Raw genomic sequence first — 16,892 nt, forward strand, 5'->3', positions numbered from 1 at the left:
CCCCCCCCCCCCCCACACCCCCCCCCCCCCCCCCCCCGGGGGGGGGGCGCCCCCCCCCCCCCCCCCCCCCCCGCCGCCGGCGGGGCGTCACCTCGGGGTCTGGGCGACCTCGACCAGGAGGTCCGCGAGCACGCGGGCCGAGGCGGCCCAGTCGAACTCCTTGGCCCGGGTGCGGGCCGCGGCCGAGCGGACCTCCCAGGTGACCGGGTCGTCGAGCTCGCGCACCGCGCGGGCGAACCCCTCGGCGTCGTCCGGGCCGACGTACGCGCCGGCGTCGCCCCCGACCTCGCGGAACACCGGGATGTCGCTGACCACCACGGGCGTGCCCAGGGTCATCGCCTCGACGAGCGGGATGCCGAAGCCCTCGTCGCGCGAGGCGGACACCAGGGCCGTCGCGCCGCGCAGCACCCGCCGGTACTCCTCGTCGGTCGCGCCGTCGTGGAAGACGAGGCTGCCCGGCGCGAGCGCGGTGAGGCGGGCGCGGTCGGCGGGCGTGACCCGGCTCATCAGGTGCAGCTCGTGGCCCGGCAGCAGCGCGGTCGCGCGCGCCAGGGTCTCGACGTTCTTGTAGGGCATGAACGAGCCCATGTAGACGAGGGACCGCGTGCCGGTGCCTGTCGGACCAGTGCGGGGCAGGTCGGCCTCCTCCTCCGGGAGCGGCTCGGGGGCGTTCGGCACGACCGTCACCGGACGGCGCGTGAGGCGGTGCCTGGCGATGAGGTCGCGCGTGGTAGCAGAGACCGTCACGACGGCGTCCGCGCGGTCCAGCAGCAGGCGCTGCGGCCACCACGCCAGGTGGAAGAGGCGCCACAGCAGCCTGACCGGTGCCGGGAGGTCCCGCGGCGGGGTCGGGTTCCGGTAGTAGATGAGGTCGTGCAGCGTGAGCAGGAGGCCGTAGTCGCGGCCCGCGCTGCCCATGGTCTGCATCGGGCTGAACACCACGTCGGGCCGCAGGCGGCGCACCTGGCGGGCGACGAACGGCTCGCGCCAGCTCGTCGGGGAGCTGATGAGGTGCCACGGCAGGTCCGGCAGGTGGGCGAGCTGACGCTCGTCGCTCACGAGGAGCTCCACAGGCAGCAGACGCGCCAGCTCGCTGACGAGGCCGGCCGTGTACCGGCTGATGCCGTCGTGTCGTCCCACGCGCACGTACCGGCAGTCGACGAGGACCTTCACGCGGCCCCCTCCGGGGTCGCCACCAGGTCGCCGGGGGCCACCAGGCCACAGGTTGGCACGCCGAGGAAGTCGCGCAGCGCCTCCGCCACCGCAGTCGGCGCCTCGTAGTGCGTGAGGTGCCCGACGCCGGGCAGCACCACGAGCCGCGCATCCCTGAAGACCGCCGCGAGGTCGTGCTGCGCGGCCAGGGGCGCGAGGTCGTCGCTGTCCCCGCCGACGAGCAGCGTCGGGACCGGTACCCGGGCCGCCCAGGTCGCCACGGTCCCCGTGACGGACGCGCCGAACGACTCCAGCAGGGTGCGCCGGTCGGCGAACCCGGCGAAGTACCGGTCGTGCTCCTCGTGGATCCAGCGGCGCAGCGTGCGGTCGCGCGTGGTCACCATGGCGACGCTGGCGACACGCGTCAGCAGCGGGTGCCGCAGCAGGCAGGTGCCCGCGCGCTCCGGCAGCGCGCCCGCCAGCCGGTGCAGCACGACCGTGCCGCGTGTCGCCAGGGCGTTCGGTCCGGTCAGTGCCGGCACGGGGATGGGGTTGACCAGCATGAGGGCGCGCACCGGAGGCGCGGCGTCCGTCGTCGGGCCGACGGCGGTGCCCAGCGGCCCGACGGCGGTGCCCGCGAGGGCCGCTGCCGCGACGATCGAGCCGAACGAGTGGCCGGCGAGCACCGCGTCGCCGTCGGGCGCCACCGCGGCGAGGAGGTCCCGCGTCCACCGGGCATAGCCCGCGACGTCGTGCGGGCCGTCGCCGAACCGCGGCGAGGCGCCGAAGCCGGGCAGGTCGGGGACGACCACCTGGATGTCCGCGCCGTCGCCGCTCGTGCCCGACCTGTTCGCGAGGTTCGCGACGATCGGCTCCAGCCCGTGGTGGTCCCCGCGGAACCCGTGCAGGAAGACGACGCGGTGCGCCGCGTCGGGCGCGCCGTACACCCAGACGCGGGTGGGGGCGCCGCGGAGCACGACCTCGTCGACGCGGACCGGCGTGCGCGCCACGAGGGTCGCGAACGGGGACGGGAGGGGGGACTGGATCGGCATCGCCGCCGAGCCTAGCGGCCCGGGCGCGGCCTGCCGTCATCCCCTGGTCGGATCCCGGGACCCACCCCAGGAGGGGAACGTAGGGGACGAAGTGGGGGGACTTCCCGATGTCCACGAGGGTGGTCGACCTGGCACGGTAAGGGTCATGCCGACGAGCCCTGCGCCCGCACGACCATCGCACGACACTTCCGTCACCTGCGATTCACCTCTGGGACATCCTCCTGACCATGGTGTTCCGGTAATGTCCGCCGGCATGAGGACCGCCGCGAAAGTCGTGCCGACCCTCGCGCAGGGCAGCTAGTGGGCGACGCGATCCTCGGCCACGGGGTGGCGATCGGCCTCGCCCTCCTCGGCGCCGTCTGCTTCGCCGGCGCCTCCGCGTTGCAGCACCACGCGGTGCGGTCCGGCGACCCCCGGAACCCGCCGACCGGCGACGGACCGGGTGAAATCCCGGGTGATGTTCCGGCCGACCGACCCGACGGCGCGCTGTCGCTGCGCCGCCTCGCCGAGATCGTGCGCCACCCGCGCTGGATCGCAGGCCTCGGCCTCGCCGGCGCCGGGTCGCTGACCCACGCGATCGCGCTGCTCCTCGCGCCGCTGCGGATCGTGCAGCCCGTCGGCGTGCTCGCCGTGCCGATCGCCGTGCTGCTGTCCTCCGCCCGCTCGCGCCGCCGCCCGGCGACCGGCGTGCTCGCGGGTGCGGTACTGAGCATCACCGGTGTCGCCGTGTTCGTCGCGGCCTCCGCGGGCACGGCGGCGAGCCACTCCCCGCCCGGCGCCGCGACGCTCGTCGCGGGCGTCGCCGTCACCGGCGTCGTCGCCGTGTTCGCCGCTGTCGGGCTGGCCCGGTCGGGCTGGTCCCGGTGCGTGGCGCTCGCGACCGCGGGGGCCACCGCGTTCGGGCTTGTGTCCGCGCTCGTCCGCGCGGTGTCCCAGTCGGTCGCCGCGGGAGACGTCGGGCTGCTCGACCCGCCCGTGGCGGGGGCCGCGGCCGGCGTCGTCGCCGCATTCCTCGTGGGCGGCTGGCTGGTGCAGCAGGCGTACGCGGCCGGCGCGCCCGAGGTCGTCATCGCCTGCCTCACCGTCGTCGACCCGATCGTCGCCGTGCTGCTCGGCGCGGTCCTCCTCGGCGAGGGCGCGGCCACGCCCCTGCTGACCTGGGTCCTGCTGGGCGGTGCGGCCCTCGCCGCGACCGCCGGCGTCCTGATCCTGGCCCATCACCATCCCGACGCTGTGGCCGCCCGCGCGGCCCGTCCCCCAGTCCTGAGAGGGAAGACCCTGTGAACTCGCTGCGCATCCTGGTCGGTGCCGAGACCTATCCGCCGGACGTCAACGGAGCCGCGCGCTTCGCCGGCCGGCTCGCGACCGGACTCGCCGCCCGCGGCCACGACGTGCACGTCGTGGCCCCGTCGCCCACCGGCAGGCCCGGGGTCGAGGTGCTGGACGGCGTCACGGTCCACCGGGTCACCTCGCGCCGGTACCAGCCGCTGGAGGCGTTGCGGCTCTGCACCCCGTGGGAGGCGGCGTGGGAGACGTCGGCGATCATGGCGCGGGTCGACCCCGACGTCGTGCACACGAACGGGCACCTGTCGCTCGGGCGCGGCGTCGTGAACGCCGCCCGCCGCAGCGGGCGGCCCCTGGTGGCGACGAACCACCTCATGCCCGAGAACATCGTGGACTACCTGCCGCTCCCGGCAGGGCTGCGCAGCGTCTTCGCCGGGTGGATGTGGCAGGACCTCGGGCGCGTGTACTCCCGTGCTCAGATCGTCACCGCGCCCACGCCGCGGGCCGTGGACCTGCTCACCGAGCGGGCCGGGCTGACCAGCGCGTTCGCCGTCTCGAACGGCATCGACACCGAGCGGTACCACCCGCGGGCCGCGGGGGAGGCCCGGGCCGGCGACGGCACGCCGACGATCCTCTTCGTGGGGCGGCTGGACCCGGAGAAGCGGGTGGAAGAGCTGATCCGGGCCGTCGCGCTCCTGCCGCGGGACCTGCCGGCCCGGCTGGAGGTCGTCGGCGACGGCGCCCGCCGCGCGGCGTGGACGGCGCTCGCCGACGAGCTGGGTGTCGCGGACCGCGTGCGGTTCCGCGGCCACGTCACGGACGACGAGCTGCTCGAGGCCTACGCGGGCGCGGACGTCTTCTGCATGCCGGGCGTGGCCGAGCTGCAGAGCCTCGTGACGCTCGAGGCGATGGCGGCGGGCCTGCCGGTCGTCGCGGCCGACGCGATGGCGCTGCCGCACCTCGTCCGTCCGGGCGCCAACGGCGAGCTCTTCCAGCCCGGCGACGTCGAAGAGCTGGCCGGGCACCTGGCCCGGCTCCTCGGTGACGCGGCGCTGCGCGAGCGGATGGGCGCGGCGAGCCGCGAGATCGTCGCGGTACACGCGATCGACGCGACGCTCGGCACCTTCGAGGCGCTCTACGAGAAGGTGCTCGACCGGGAGCCGGTGCTCGCGGAGAGCTGACGCAGCCGGGCGGGCGGACCCCCGACGCCGGGCGGGTCAGTCCCTCGGGTCGGGCACCGAGTAGGGCAGGCGGTGCAGCAGGGCCGCCTGCTCGCGCGCGCGGGACTGCTCGCGCTGGGCCGCGGCCCACTCGCGGTCCCGGCGCTCGGCGAGGACGGCGTGCAGGAACAGCTCCGGGTGGGTGCCGGGCGGCGGGCCGGGGGCCACGTAGCGCTCGACGCGCGCCGCGAGGTCGTCGGCCAGCCGCGCGCGCGAGGCTGGGGCGAGGCGGTCGGCGCGTCCGAGCAGGCGACGCGCGGCGAGCGCGAGCCCGTCCGGCAGGCGCCGCATGTCGGCGGTGTGGGCCCAGCCCGCCAGCGTGGGCGGCATGACGACCGGAGCCGACTCCTGCCGCCCGCCGCGCACCCGGATCGCGTAGGTGCCGGCGGCGAGGTCGCCGAGCCGCTTGCCCTTGGTGTTGCTCAGCGACACGATCGCGGCGATGCCCCCGGTGGTGCCCCAGAGCTCGATCACGCCCACCAGGGCACGCACGAACGCGTGGCGGAAGCGGACGGGTCCGCCGTCGTCCCGGACGATGCGGATGCCGGTGGCGAGCTTGCCGAGGGACCGGCCGCGCGACAGGGTCTCGACCGTCGTGGGGATGCCCACGGTGACGACGACGGTCACCACCACGAACGTGATGGCGGAAGCCGCGTCGCCCGTGAAGAGGCCGGGAACCAACCACTGCGCCGTGGCCGCGATCAGGGCCCACAGCAGGATCGCGATCACGACGAGGTCGAGCACCCAGCTCAGCGCGCGCGTCACGAACGAGGCGGGCCGTGCGTCGAGCACCACGCCCTCGCCGATGAGGATCCCGTCCTGCACGTACGCCTCCCGCCGGTCGCCCTCGCGGCCCGGCGACGTCCCGCCCGGCCTGGAGGATCATCCCACCACGGGCGGGCCCTCCTGTGGCAGGGTAGCGGCCGTGGACCTCGATGCCTTCGCCGCCGTGCACACCCCGGAGTGGGACCGCCTCGCGGCCCTGTCCCGGCGGCGCCGCCTGGACGGGGCGGAGGCCGACGAGCTCGTGCGGCTGTACCAGGCCGTCGCGACGCACCTGTCGACGGTGCGGTCCACGGCGCCGGACCCGGTGCTGGTCACGCGGCTGTCCGACCTGCTGAACACCGCCCGCACCCGGGTCGCGGGCTCGCACGAGCCGGCCTGGCGCGACGTGACGCGGTTCGCGGTCGTGTCGCTGCCCGCGGCGTTCTACCGGATCCGCTGGTGGATCCATGTCGTGACGTTGGCGTGCCTGGCCGTGGCGGTCGTCGCGGGCGTCTACGTCGCGACCGATCCTGACGCGCTCGCCGCGATGGGGCCGCCGAGCGCGCGCGAGGCGTACGTGGAGGAGGCCTTCGCGTCCTACTACGAGCCGGGCCCTGGGTTCGCCGGCGTCGTGTGGACGAACAACGCCTGGATCGCCGCGCAGTGCGTCGGCGGCGGGATCACCGGCGTCTACCCCCTGTACGTGCTGTACAACAACGCCGTGAGCATCGGCGCGACCGGCGGCATGATGGCGGCCTACGACGAGCTCGACCTGTTCCTCATGCTCATCTCGCCCCACGGGCTCCTGGAGCTGACGGCTGTGTTCGCCGCCGGCGCGGCGGGGCTCCGGCTCTTCTGGACCGTCGTCGACCCGGGGCACCGGCGTCGTGCCGTGGCGCTGGCCCAGGAGGGCCGCGCCCTCGTGACGACGGCGATCGGCCTCGCCGTGGCCCTTGGTGTGTCCGGGCTCGTCGAGGGTTTCGTGACCGGCTCGAACCTGCCCTGGGGCGTCAAGATCGCGATCGGCGTGCTCGTGCTGGCGGCCTTCTGGGCGTACGTGTACGTGCTGGGCCGCCGGGCGGTGGCCGCGGGCCACACCGGCGACCTCTCCGCCGACCAGGCGGGCGAGGTGGCCCCGGCCGCGGGCTGACCTGCGCCGATCCGGCGCCGGGCGCGCCCACGACCTGTCAGCCGCGTGTCAGCGGCACGTACTAGGGTTGCCGAGCACAGGGCACGGGCGCTGTGCGCGTGATGTCCTGGAAGCCAGTCACGATCACCGGAGCGAGCACATGACGACGCCCGAGACCGCACCCGACCAGCCCGTGGCACCTGAGCAGCCGACGGGTGGGTGGGGTGCACCGCCGCGCTACGGCCAGTACGCGCAGCCGCAGAGCGCGCCCGCGGACGGCGAGCAGCAGCCCTCCACGGAGCAGCCGGCGGCTCCGGGCGCCCCGGGCGCTCCCGCCCCGGCGGGCGCCCCCGCGGCTGCCGCCGGGCAGCCGCGCTACGGCCAGTACGCGCCCGCGCCCGGGCAGCCCCAGTACGGCCAGACGCAGTACGGGCAGGGCCAGTACGGGCAGGGCCAGCCGGGCCAGCCCCAGTACGGTCAGCCCCAGTACGGTCAGCCGCAGTACGGCGGCCTGCCCACCCCGTACGGCTCGGCAGTCTCCGTCGCGGACAAGCCCGGCATCGTCCCGCTGCGCCCGCTGACGCTCGGCGAGATCTACGACGGCGCCTTCAGCGCGATCCGGCACAACCCGCGCGTCGTGCTCGGCCTGAGCGCGATCGTCATCGCCGTGGCGACCGTCCTGGGCTTCGTCCTGGGCTACCCGTTCACGGGTGTCGTCGCGGACTTCTTCGGCTCGATGCCGGAGGCCGAGGACCTCATGGGCATGGAGGACATGCTCGGCTTCCTCTACACCAGCGGGATCGGCGCCACGCTCACGCTCAGCCTCGCGGCACCGCTCGTCAACGGCATCATCACGCTCTCGGTGGCGCAGTCGGTGATCGGGCGCAAGATCGCCGTCGGCGACGCGTGGCGCCAGGTCGGCCGCCGCGCCTGGTACCTCATCGGCTTCTCGCTGCTCGTCGCCCTGGCCTACGTCGTCGCCGTGGGCGTGATGATCGCGGTGATCGTCGGGGCCGCCGCGGTCGACGGCACCGCAGCGCTAGCGATCATCGCCGTCCTGGTCATGGGCCTGGGCCTGGTGGTGCTCTCCGTGTGGCTCGGTGTCCGCACCGGCCTGGTCCCGGCCGCCCTGGCGCTCGAGGGGCAGCCCTTCTGGGCCACCATCACCCGGGTGTGGAAGCTGACCCGCGGCCAGTTCTGGCGCCTGTTCGGCGTGTACCTGCTCGCGTACGTCATCGTCTACGTCATCGGGCAGATCATCGGCGGCGCGCTCGGCCTGCTCGCGGGCATCCTGTTCGCGGTCGGCAGCACCGGTGGTGGTGGTGCCGCCTACGGCATCGCGATCGTCGCGGCCTACGCCCTGCAGCTCCTCTTCCTCGGCGGCGTGGTCGCGCTCCAGTACATCGACCTGCGGATGCGCCGCGAGGGCCTCGACGTCGAGCTGGCGACCGCGGCCCAGGCCGAGCGGTGACGGGCGGTCGCGACGCATGAACCTCACGGCCGGAGCAGCGGGGCTGCTGCGCCTCGACGTGCCCGTCGAGCCCGACCGCGACACGGCGCGGGAGTGGTTGTTCGAGGAGCTCGCCAGGCCGGAGTACGCCTCCGACCGCACGCTGCTGCAGCGGATCGTGGACTGGTTCCTCGGGCTCTTCGACTTCCAGATGCCGGGCCTGACCGTGCCGCCGTTCCAGCTCGCGCTCGTCCTGGTCGGGATCGTCGCGGTGGTGGTGCTGATCGCCTGGTGGATCGCCGGCCCGGTACGGACCTCGCGGGCCCGGCGCCCCGTGGCGGCCGTCGTGGACGAGGACGACACGCGCACCGCCGTGCAGATGCGCGCCGCGGCCGACGCCGCGGCGCTCGCCGGCGACTGGTCCACGGCCGTAATCGAGCGATTCCGGGCCGTCGTCCGCTCGCTCGAGGAGCGCGTCGTGCTGGATCCCCGCCCGGGGCGCACCGCCCAGGAGGCGGCGGTCGACGCGGGCGTCCGGCTGCCCGCACTCGCGGCCGGCCTACGCCGCGGGGCAGGCCTGTTCGACGACGTCGAGTACGGCCAGCTGACCGCGCGCCCGCAGGACGACGTCGTGCTGCGGGAGCTCGACGCCGCGATCGCGTCCACGCGTCCCCTCGCGCCTGCCGGGACCGGCGCGGTCCTGGCGACGGTCGGTGCGCCCGTCGCCGCGCCGGACGCCCCGGCGGGGCCCGGAGGCACCCGCGGCGACGCGCCGGGGGCAGACCGATGACGACGACGACCGAGCCCCCCATGATCATCGGGGATGCGACGACGGCGGGCTCCCGCGCGCGCAGCCGCTGGCGCCGGGCGCGCTGGCCCCTGTCCGTGGTGGGCATCCTGATGCTCGCCGTGGTGTTCCTCGCGGTGTCCCGGCCGCCGAGCTCCGGCGTGCCCTACGCTCCCGACAACGCCGACGAGGACGGCGCGCGCGCCGTCGCCCGGGTGCTGGGTTCCCGGGGCGTGGACGTCACGTACGTCCGGTCCGTCGAGGACGCCGTGCGCGCGGCCGGGCCGGGCGACACCCTGCTCATCACGCCGAACCCCAGCGTCTTCGCCCCCGAGCAGGTCGACGCGCTGTCGGGCACGGAGGCCGACCTGGTGCTGCTCGCCCCGGAGTACGACCTCCTCTCCGCCGCGACCGACGCCGGCGTCGACAGCTACCCCTCGTGGGAGGACGGCGTGTACGAGCCGGCCTGCGACGCCGAGGTCGCCGAGGCCACCGGCCCGCTGGCCCTGCAGACGGGCCTGGAGACCTCCGCCGAGGGTGTCGTCCTGTGCTGGGTCAGCGCTGACGGCGTCGGAGCGTACGCGCGGGTGGAGCAGAACCGCCGATCGGTGACGGTGATCCACGACGGAACGCTCCTGCGCAACGACACGGTGCTCGAGGAGGGCAACGCGGCGCTCGCGCTGTGGTCGCTGGGCGAGAACGAGCGCCTCGTCTGGATGGTGCCCGACCCGTTCGACCTCAGCACCGGGCAGGAAGACCCCGAGCCCGCCACGCAGCTCTCGGTGGTGCTCCCGCCCGGCTCCGGCCCGGCCGCCGGGCTGCTCCTGCTCGTCGCCGCCTTCCTCGCCCTGTGGCGCGGCCGTCGGCTCGGTCCGCTCGTCACGGAGGACCTGCCGGTCCTCGTGCGCTCGGCCGAGACCACACGGGGCCGCGGCCGCCTGTACCGTGCCTCCCGGGCGCGCGGCCACGCCGCCGCCGGTCTGCGCGCGGCGGCGGCGGACCGCATGGCCAAGCGCCTGGGCCTCGCCCGCTCGTCCGACGCCGCCACCGTCGTGGACGCGGTCGTCGCCGCCACGAACCGGCCGACGGAGCAGGTCGCGTACCTGCTCTACGGCCCACCGCCCGCCGACGACGCCGCGCTCACCGAGCTCGCTCGTCACCTCGACACCCTGGAGAGCGAGGTCCACCGACCGTGACCGAACCGATCGAGACCCCGGCCGCACCCCCCGCGGGCGCCTCGGCGCCCGTGGCCGCCGCGGCCCCGCAGCAGGCGCCTGCCACGTCCGCCCCGCAGCCCGCCGCGGCCCCGAACGGGGCGCCCGCCGCGTCCGCCCCGCGGGCCCCGTCGCACGAGCTGCGCTCCGCGCTGGCGGCGGTCCGCACGGAGGTTGGCAAGGCCGTCGTCGGGCAGGACTCCGCCGTGACGAGCCTGCTCATCGCGCTGCTGTGCCGGGGTCATGTCCTCCTGGAGGGCGTGCCCGGCGTGGCGAAGACGCTCCTCGTGCGCACGCTGGCCGCGTCGCTGGACCTGGACACGAAGCGCGTCCAGTTCACGCCGGACCTCATGCCCGGCGACGTCACCGGCTCGCTGGTGTACGACGCGCGGACGGCGGAGTTCTCGTTCCGCGAGGGCCCGGTCTTCACGAACCTGCTGCTCGCGGACGAGATCAACCGCACGCCCCCGAAGACGCAGGCCTCGCTGCTGGAGGCGATGGAGGAGCGGCAGGTGTCGGTGGACGGCCTCCCGCGCCTGCTGCCCGACCCGTTCGTCGTCATCGCGACGCAGAACCCCGTCGAGTACGAGGGCACCTACCCGCTGCCCGAGGCCCAGCTCGACCGCTTCCTCCTCAAGCTCGTGCTGCCGCTGCCGGAGCGCGAGCAGGAGGTCGAGGTCCTCGCCCGGCACGCCGCGGGCTTCGACCCGCGCAACCTGCGGGCCGCCGGCGTGCGCCCTGTCGCGGACGCCGCGGTGCTGGAGGCCGCGCGTGCCGAGGTGGCCCGGGTGCAGGTCGCCCGGGAGGTCCTCGGCTACGCGGTCGACGTCTGCCGCGCGACGCGCTTCTCGCCGTCCCTGTCGCTCGGCGTCTCGCCGCGTGGCGCCACGGCGCTGCTCGCCGCGTCGCGGGCCTGGGCCTGGCTGTCCGGCCGTTCGTACGTGACGCCCGACGACATCAAGGCGCTCGCCCACCCGACGCTGCGGCACCGCGTGCAGCTGCGTGCCGAGGCCGAGCTCGAGGGCGTGACCCCCGAGGGCGTGCTGGACACGGTGCTCGCGTCCGTGCCCGTGCCCCGCTGAGGGGCGCCGCATGGTCGTGACCTGGCGGGCCGCCGCGCTCATGGCGGTGGGCATGGTCCCCGTCGTCGTCGTGCCGTCGCTCGGCACGGTTCTGCTCTGGTTCCTCGTCGTGCTCGCGGCGTGCGGCGCGGACGTCGCCCTCGCCGCGTCGCCGCGGCGCGTGGCGGTGCAGCGCCGGGTCCCGGCGTCGGTCCGCCTGCGCAGCCCTGCGCGGTCGGAGCTGGTCGTCACGAACGTCTCCGGCCGCCGGCTGCGGGCCGTCGTCCGGGACGCGTGGCCGCCGTCGGCGGGCGCCCAGCCGGCCCCGGCGGGCGCGGGCCGCGGGGCGACCGGTCCGGCGCCGGGCGGCGTGGGGCGCTACCGGGTGGACCTGCCCGACGGCGAGTCGGCGCGCCTGACCACCACTCTCGTGCCGACCCGGCGCGGCGACCGCGTCGCGGGCGGCGTGACGATCCGGACGTCCGGGCCGCTCGGCCTTGCCGGGCGGCAGGTCACGCTCCCCGTCCCGGGCCGGCTGCGCGTGCTGCCCGAGTTCGCGAGCCGCAAGCACCTGCCGTCGCGGCTCGCGCGCCTGCGCGAGATGGACGGCCGGGCGGCGGTGCAGATCCGGGGCGAGGGCACGGAGTTCGACTCGCTGCGCGAGTACGTCGTCGGCGACGACGTGCGGTCGATCGACTGGCGTGCCACCGCGCGCCGGCGCGACGTCGTGGTACGCACGTGGCGCCCCGAGCGCGACCGGCGGGTGCTGATCGTGCTGGACACGGGCCGCACCTCCGCCGCCCGCGTGGGCGGGACGGGCGAGGGGGCAGGCGGGATCGGCGCGCCGCGCCTCGACGCGAGCATCGAGGCGGCGCTGCTGCTCTCGGCCCTCGCCGGGCGGGCGGGCGACCGTGTAGAGCTGCTGGCCTTCGACCGCGCGGTGCGCTCGCGCGTCGCCGGGGCGGCCGGGCCGCGCCTCATGCCGGCCATGGCGGAGGCGCTCGCGACCGTCGACCCGGTGCTGCTCGAGACGGACTGGCCGGGCATCGTGGGGCAGGTGCGGGCCCGGATGTCGCAGCGGGCCCTGGTGGTGCTGCTCACCGCGCTGGACCCCGCCGTCGTCGAGGCGGGGCTCCTGCCGGTCGTGGACCAGCTCGCGCGCGACCACCAGGTCGTCGTGGCCTCGGTCGCGGACGAGGAGGTGGCGGCCCTGCGCGTGGGCCGGGACACCGTCGCGGAGGTCTACGACGCGGCCGCCGCCGCGCGCGGCGACCTGGAGCGCACCGCCGTCACGACGATGCTGCGCCGGTACGGCGCGGAGGTCGTGGAGGCCCTGCCCGACGACCTGGCGCCCCGCCTCGCCGACACGTACCTGGCGCTCAAGGCGGCGGGCAGGCTCTAGCGAGCCGCGGGTTCACCCGAACGCCCGCGTCGCGGCGCGCACCGAGGTCTCAGGGTCACCTGGCACACTGGGGGGCATGAAGGTTCGCGTCCTGGTCGTCGACGACGACACCGCACTGGCAGAGATGATCGGGATCGTGCTGCGCGGCGAGGGTCTGGAACCCGTGTTCTGCGCCGACGGCGACGCCGCTCTCGGCATGTTCCGCACCCACCAGCCGGATCTCGTCCTGCTCGACCTGATGCTGCCCGGCAAGGACGGCGTACAGGTCTGTCGCGAGATCCGCTCCGAGTCGGGCGTGCCGATCATCATGCTCACGGCCAAGTCCGACACGGTGGACGTCGTGCTCGGCCTGGAGTCCGGCGCCGACGACTACATCTCCAAGCCGTTCAAGCCCAAGGAGCTCGTCGCCCGCATCAAGGCGCGCCTGCGCCGCACGGACGACCCGGGCCCGGAGCGCCTCAAGGTGGGTGACGTCGAGATCGACGTGACCGGCCACACCGTGACCCGGGACGGCAAGCGCATCGCGCTCACGCCCCTCGAGTTCGACCTCCTCGTGGCCCTGGCGCGCAAGCCGTGGCAGGTGTTCACCCGCGAGGTCCTGCTGGAGCGCGTCTGGGGCTACCGCCACAGCGCCGACACGCGCCTGGTCAACGTCCACGTCCAGCGTCTGCGCTCGAAGATCGAGCGCGACCCGGAGAACCCCGAGATCGTCCTGACGGTGCGCGGCGTGGGCTACAAGGCCGGCGCACCGCAGTAATGCCCACGGCAGTGCCCTCACCGAGGCCTTCGGCAGCGCCCTCGCGGCGGCCCGGCACGAGAGCCGGGACGATCCTCACGGCGCGGCGCCTGGTGACCCGTGCGCACGTGTCGCTCGTGCGCGGGACCCGGCGCGTCGTCGACCGGTGGCGCTCCTCGATGCAGGTGCGGATCGTGACGACGGCGCTCGCCGTCGGCGTCGCTTCGATCGCCATGCTGGGGTTCTACCTGTCGTCGACGATCAGCAACGGGCTGTACGAGGACCGCGTGGACCAGGTCGAGCGGGAGAGCCTGGCCCTGACGCAGATGGTACGCACGACGTTCGCGGCGTCGTCGGCTCCCGAGCAGTCGGAGCTGATCGTGCTGGTGAACGGCATGCTCAGGCAGCTCCAGGCGAGCGGCAGCAGCGCCCAGGACTTCTTCCTCCTCCACGAGCCGGACATCACGACGCCGGTGATCGACCCGGTGTCCCGCGAGGAGTACCGGGACCTCATCACGCCCGAGCTGCGCGAGGCGAACCGGGCGTCGGACGTCCCCGTGCTGCAGCCGGTCGCGATCGCGGGGAGCGTGCCCGGCCAGGTGGCGCCGGGCGTGATGGTCGGTTCGACGGCCGAGGTGCCGACCCTCGGTACGTACGAGGTGTACTACCTGTACTCCCTCGAGGAGGAGCAGCAGACGCTCTCGTTCCTGCAGCAGGTGCTCCTGGCGGGGGCCGTGGTGATGCTCGTCCTCATCGGGGTCATCACGTGGCTGGTGACGCGGCAGGCCGTCCGGCCCGTGACGCGCGCCGCGATCGTCGCCGAGCGGCTCGCCGACGGGCACCTGTCCGAACGCATGCCGGGCGCGCGCGGCCGCGACGAGATGGCGACGCTCGCGCGGTCCTTCAACGAGATGGCGACGAGCCTGCAGGATCAGATCCGGCAGATGGAAGAGCTGTCGGCGATGCAGCGACGCTTCGTCTCCGACGTCTCGCACGAGCTGCGCACGCCGCTGACGACGATCCGCATGGCGAGCGAGGTGATCCACGAGTCGCGCGACGAGCTGGACCCGGCGGCGAAGCGGTCCGCCGAGCTGCTGCAGGAGCAGATCGACCGCTTCGAGTCGCTGCTCGCGGACCTGCTCGAGATCAGCCGGTTCGACGCCGGTGCGGCCGCCCTCGACGCCGAGACCCGTGACCTGCGGGACCTGGTGACGCTGGTGGTGGAGCAGGCGATGCCGCTCGCCGAGCGGAAGGAGGTGCCCGTGTCGGTGGAGCTGCCCGACGTTCCCGCGACCGCGGACATCGACCCGCGCCGCGTCGAGCGGGTCCTGCGCAACCTCGTGGTCAACGCGATCGAGCACGCGGAGGAGCGGCCGGTGGAGATCACGGTCGCCGAGGACCCGTGGTCGGTCGCCGTCGTGGTGCGCGACTACGGCGTCGGGATGACGAAGCAGGAGGTCGAGCACGTCTTCGACCGCTTCTGGCGGGCTGATCCGGCGCGCGCCCGGACCACGGGAGGGACGGGCCTCGGCCTCGCCATCGCGCTGGAGGACGCACGCCTGCACGCGGGCAGCCTCGACGCGTGGGGCAGGCCGGGCCAGGGCGCCAGCTTCCGTCTGACGCTGCCGCGTCGCGCGGGCATCGCGCTCCGGGAGCCGCCGGTCGCCGTCGTCCCGCCGTCGCACGGACCGCACGTGACGACCGGCCAGACCCCGGTGCTCCACCCGCCGACCGGCCCGAGCCCGACGACGATCCCCGACCTGGCCGTCGCCTTCGACCCCGACGACGCGGAGGTGCGCTGATGCTCAGGCCGGGCACTCTGGCAGCGCGCCGTCCCGCCGATGCCGGACGTGGGCGGCGCACCGCGCGACGGGTGGCCGCGGCCGTCGCCGCCCTGGTCGCCGTCGCGCCGGCGGCCCTTGCCGGCTGCTCGTCGATCCCCACGTCGGGTGACGTCCGGCTCGGCGAGGGCGGGGTGGTCGACGAGGGCGAGATCGTGAACCTGCCGTACGGGCCGCGCGACGGCGCCGACCCGCACGACGTCGTCGAGGGCTTCCTGACGGCCGCCCAGGCGGGCCCGAACAACCCTCAGCAGTTCACCACCGCGAAGGAGTTCCTCTTCGGGGACCAGGCGGCGGCGTGGGACCCGACGGCCACGGTCGCGGTGTACGAGGGCGACATCCTGGTCGAGGCCGACGCCGTGGACGAGAACGCGACCGTCGCGACGGTGCACGCCACCGTGTCGGTGGCGGCGACGCTGGACGCCCACGGCTTCTACACCGAGGAGGCGGTGCCGGTCCCGGTCGAGACCGAGTTCGGCCTCGTGCGGGAGGCCGGCGGGCAGTGGCGCATCAGCGCCCTCGACGACGGCATGTTCATCCTCGACGCCCTGTTCGCGACGTCGTTCCGTGAGACGCGCCTGTACTTCCCGACGACCGACCACAGGTTCTGGGTGCCGGACCAGCGCTGGTTCCCGAGGAACGGCTGGCGTACGGAGGCGGTGCGCGAGGTCCTGGCGGGCCCGCCGGCGTGGCTCCAGGGAGCCGCGGTCGGGACGGTGCCCGACGGTACGGCGCTCGACGTGAGCGCGGTGCCCGTCAACGAGGAGACGGGCCGGGCGGAGGTCCGGCTCACTGCGCCGTTCGCGCAGATGGAGACTGCGGATCGTGCCCTCTTCGCGGCGCAGCTCTCCGCGACGCTCGCCGACGGGCGGGCGACGCAGCCGGTCACCCTCTACGCGGACTCCGTCGAGCAGCCCGTCCCGGACGAGCCCGCGCCGAGAGCGGTACGCACCGAGGGCGAGCCGCTCGTCCTCCTGGACGGTGTCCTCCACACGGTCACCGACCGCAGGCTCGTGCCCTTCGAGCGGGACGTCACCTGGGACGGCGTCGCCGACCCGACGGCGCTCGCGGCCGGGCCTGCGGCCACGCCGATCGTCGTGCGGGACGGCACGAGCCGGATCGTCCGGCTGACCGACGGCGGAGGGGTGGTCACCACGGGCGCGAACCTCGTCGCGCCGTCCGTCGACCGGTTCGGCACGGTCTGGACGAGCGGCGAACCCGGCACCCTCCAGGCCGTCGACCCCGACGGGACGGTGCACGTGGTCACCGCGGACTGGCTCAGCGGTCGCGCCGTCACGGGCCTGCGGGTCTCACCGGAGGGAGCCCGGATAGCCATCGTGAGTGTCGGGCCGACCGGGCCGCAGATCGACGTGGCAGGAGTGGTCCGGGGGGTCGACGGCGTGCCGGGGCTGGGTGGTCCGGTCCGCGTCGCCAGGACGGTGCCCGACGCCCGCGAGGTCCAGTGGTCCGGCTCCACGAGCCTCCTGGTGCTCACCTGGGACGTGACGGGCAGGTCGGCGATCTGGTCGGTGGGTGTCGGCGGGCTGAGCACCTCCACCGGGCGCTCGCGCGAGCTGAGCGGCGTGGCGGGGCCGCAGCAGCTCGCGGCCGGCGTCAACGACCTCGGGATCTACGCGATCAACGAGGCGGGCACGCTCGTGGTCCGGCAGGTCTCCGGGCAGTGGGCCCGCATCCAGGACGGCGTGCGCCTGGTCGCGTTCCAGGGCTGAGCGGGCGACGGGCGCGCGGGGCGACCGGAGGGCGCGGCAGCCCGTCCCTGTGGACGGCTGCACCCACGG

The 16,892-nt window shown here is 75.1% G+C and carries 14 protein-coding genes; 11 read left to right on the forward strand and 3 right to left on the reverse strand.

Annotation, left to right across the window (positions count from 1 at the left end):
• Positions 1-87 precede the first annotated feature (87 nt).
• Together L1785_RS04075 and L1785_RS04080 are read right to left on the reverse strand one after the other, a co-directional pair.
• Entirely contained in the window at positions 88-1,173 is a 1,086-nt protein-coding gene (locus L1785_RS04075; RefSeq protein WP_236087863.1) for a glycosyltransferase family 4 protein, read from the reverse strand.
• On the reverse strand, positions 1,170-2,204 hold the full coding sequence (locus tag L1785_RS04080) for an alpha/beta fold hydrolase (protein ID WP_236087864.1): 1,035 nt from the start codon (positions 2,202-2,204) through the stop codon (positions 1,170-1,172). The genes L1785_RS04075 and L1785_RS04080 overlap by 4 nt, the downstream gene beginning before the upstream one ends.
• A gap of 300 nt (positions 2,205-2,504) precedes the next feature.
• Between L1785_RS04080 and L1785_RS04085 the strand changes: the two genes are divergently transcribed.
• Both L1785_RS04085 and L1785_RS04090 read left to right on the forward strand, forming a co-directional pair.
• A complete protein-coding gene (locus L1785_RS04085; RefSeq protein ID WP_236087865.1) occupies positions 2,505-3,488 on the forward strand; it encodes a DMT family protein in 984 nt (327 codons plus the stop codon).
• Positions 3,485-4,669 (forward strand): glycosyltransferase, encoded by a 1,185-nt coding sequence (locus tag L1785_RS04090; protein WP_236087866.1) that lies wholly within the window; start codon positions 3,485-3,487, stop codon positions 4,667-4,669. The genes L1785_RS04085 and L1785_RS04090 overlap by 4 nt, the downstream gene beginning before the upstream one ends.
• A gap of 36 nt (positions 4,670-4,705) precedes the next feature.
• Here the strand turns inward: L1785_RS04090 and L1785_RS04095 are convergent, their stop codons facing one another.
• Positions 4,706-5,533 (reverse strand): RDD family protein, encoded by an 828-nt coding sequence (locus L1785_RS04095; RefSeq protein WP_236087867.1) that lies wholly within the window; start codon positions 5,531-5,533, stop codon positions 4,706-4,708.
• Positions 5,534-5,633: 100 nt separating this feature from the next.
• On the opposite strand from L1785_RS04095, the gene L1785_RS04100 reads away from it, so the two are divergent.
• From L1785_RS04100 to L1785_RS04140, 9 genes are all read left to right on the forward strand, one after another.
• The gene (locus L1785_RS04100) at positions 5,634-6,623 is read left to right on the forward strand and encodes a stage II sporulation protein M (RefSeq protein ID WP_236087868.1); all 990 of its coding nucleotides are present in this window, start codon (positions 5,634-5,636) and stop codon (positions 6,621-6,623) included.
• 139 nt (positions 6,624-6,762) lie between these two features.
• Complete coding sequence (locus L1785_RS04105; protein ID WP_236087869.1) at positions 6,763-8,073, forward strand: DUF7544 domain-containing protein; 1,311 nt, start codon at positions 6,763-6,765, stop codon at positions 8,071-8,073.
• Between the two features lie 16 nt (positions 8,074-8,089).
• Positions 8,090-8,842 carry a DUF4129 domain-containing protein gene (locus L1785_RS04110; RefSeq protein ID WP_236087870.1) on the forward strand — a complete coding sequence of 251 codons (753 nt, stop codon included), beginning with the start codon at positions 8,090-8,092 and terminating at the stop codon, positions 8,840-8,842.
• A complete protein-coding gene (locus tag L1785_RS04115; protein WP_236087871.1) occupies positions 8,839-10,035 on the forward strand; it encodes a DUF4350 domain-containing protein in 1,197 nt (398 codons plus the stop codon). Before L1785_RS04110 ends, L1785_RS04115 begins: the two co-directional genes overlap by 4 nt.
• Positions 10,032-11,135 (forward strand): AAA family ATPase, encoded by a 1,104-nt coding sequence (locus L1785_RS04120; protein WP_308113252.1) that lies wholly within the window; start codon positions 10,032-10,034, stop codon positions 11,133-11,135. The genes L1785_RS04115 and L1785_RS04120 overlap by 4 nt, the downstream gene beginning before the upstream one ends.
• Positions 11,136-11,145: 10 nt before the next feature.
• The gene (locus L1785_RS04125) at positions 11,146-12,516 is read left to right on the forward strand and encodes a DUF58 domain-containing protein (protein WP_236087872.1); all 1,371 of its coding nucleotides are present in this window, start codon (positions 11,146-11,148) and stop codon (positions 12,514-12,516) included.
• Between the two features lie 76 nt (positions 12,517-12,592).
• Entirely contained in the window at positions 12,593-13,273 is a 681-nt protein-coding gene (gene mtrA / locus L1785_RS04130) for an MtrAB system response regulator MtrA (RefSeq protein WP_236087873.1), read from the forward strand.
• A 92-nt stretch (positions 13,274-13,365) separates the two neighbouring features.
• A complete protein-coding gene (mtrB, locus tag L1785_RS04135; RefSeq protein WP_236087874.1) occupies positions 13,366-15,054 on the forward strand; it encodes an MtrAB system histidine kinase MtrB in 1,689 nt (562 codons plus the stop codon).
• Positions 15,054-16,823, forward strand: coding sequence for an LpqB family beta-propeller domain-containing protein (locus L1785_RS04140; RefSeq protein WP_236087875.1), 1,770 nt, complete (start codon positions 15,054-15,056; stop codon positions 16,821-16,823). The genes mtrB and L1785_RS04140 overlap by 1 nt, the downstream gene beginning before the upstream one ends.
• The last annotated feature ends 69 nt before the right edge of the window (positions 16,824-16,892 follow it).

Origin of the sequence: Antribacter soli (assembly GCF_021568775.1) — a bacterium.
GTDB classification, from domain to species: domain Bacteria; phylum Actinomycetota; class Actinomycetes; order Actinomycetales; family Cellulomonadaceae; genus Antribacter; species Antribacter soli.

Coding starts and splice junctions, on each gene's coding strand:
- L1785_RS04140 (WP_236087875.1), top strand. CDS start 15,054: ATGCTCAGGCCGGGCACTCTGGCAGCGCGCCGTCCCGCCGATGCCGGA.
- L1785_RS04115 (WP_236087871.1), top strand. CDS start 8,839: ATGACGACGACGACCGAGCCCCCCATGATCATCGGGGATGCGACGACG.
- L1785_RS04080 (WP_236087864.1), bottom strand. CDS start 2,204: ATGCCGATCCAGTCCCCCCTCCCGTCCCCGTTCGCGACCCTCGTGGCG.
- mtrA (WP_236087873.1), top strand. CDS start 12,593: ATGAAGGTTCGCGTCCTGGTCGTCGACGACGACACCGCACTGGCAGAG.
- L1785_RS04110 (WP_236087870.1), top strand. CDS start 8,090: ATGAACCTCACGGCCGGAGCAGCGGGGCTGCTGCGCCTCGACGTGCCC.
- L1785_RS04125 (WP_236087872.1), top strand. CDS start 11,146: ATGGTCGTGACCTGGCGGGCCGCCGCGCTCATGGCGGTGGGCATGGTC.
- L1785_RS04105 (WP_236087869.1), top strand. CDS start 6,763: ATGACGACGCCCGAGACCGCACCCGACCAGCCCGTGGCACCTGAGCAG.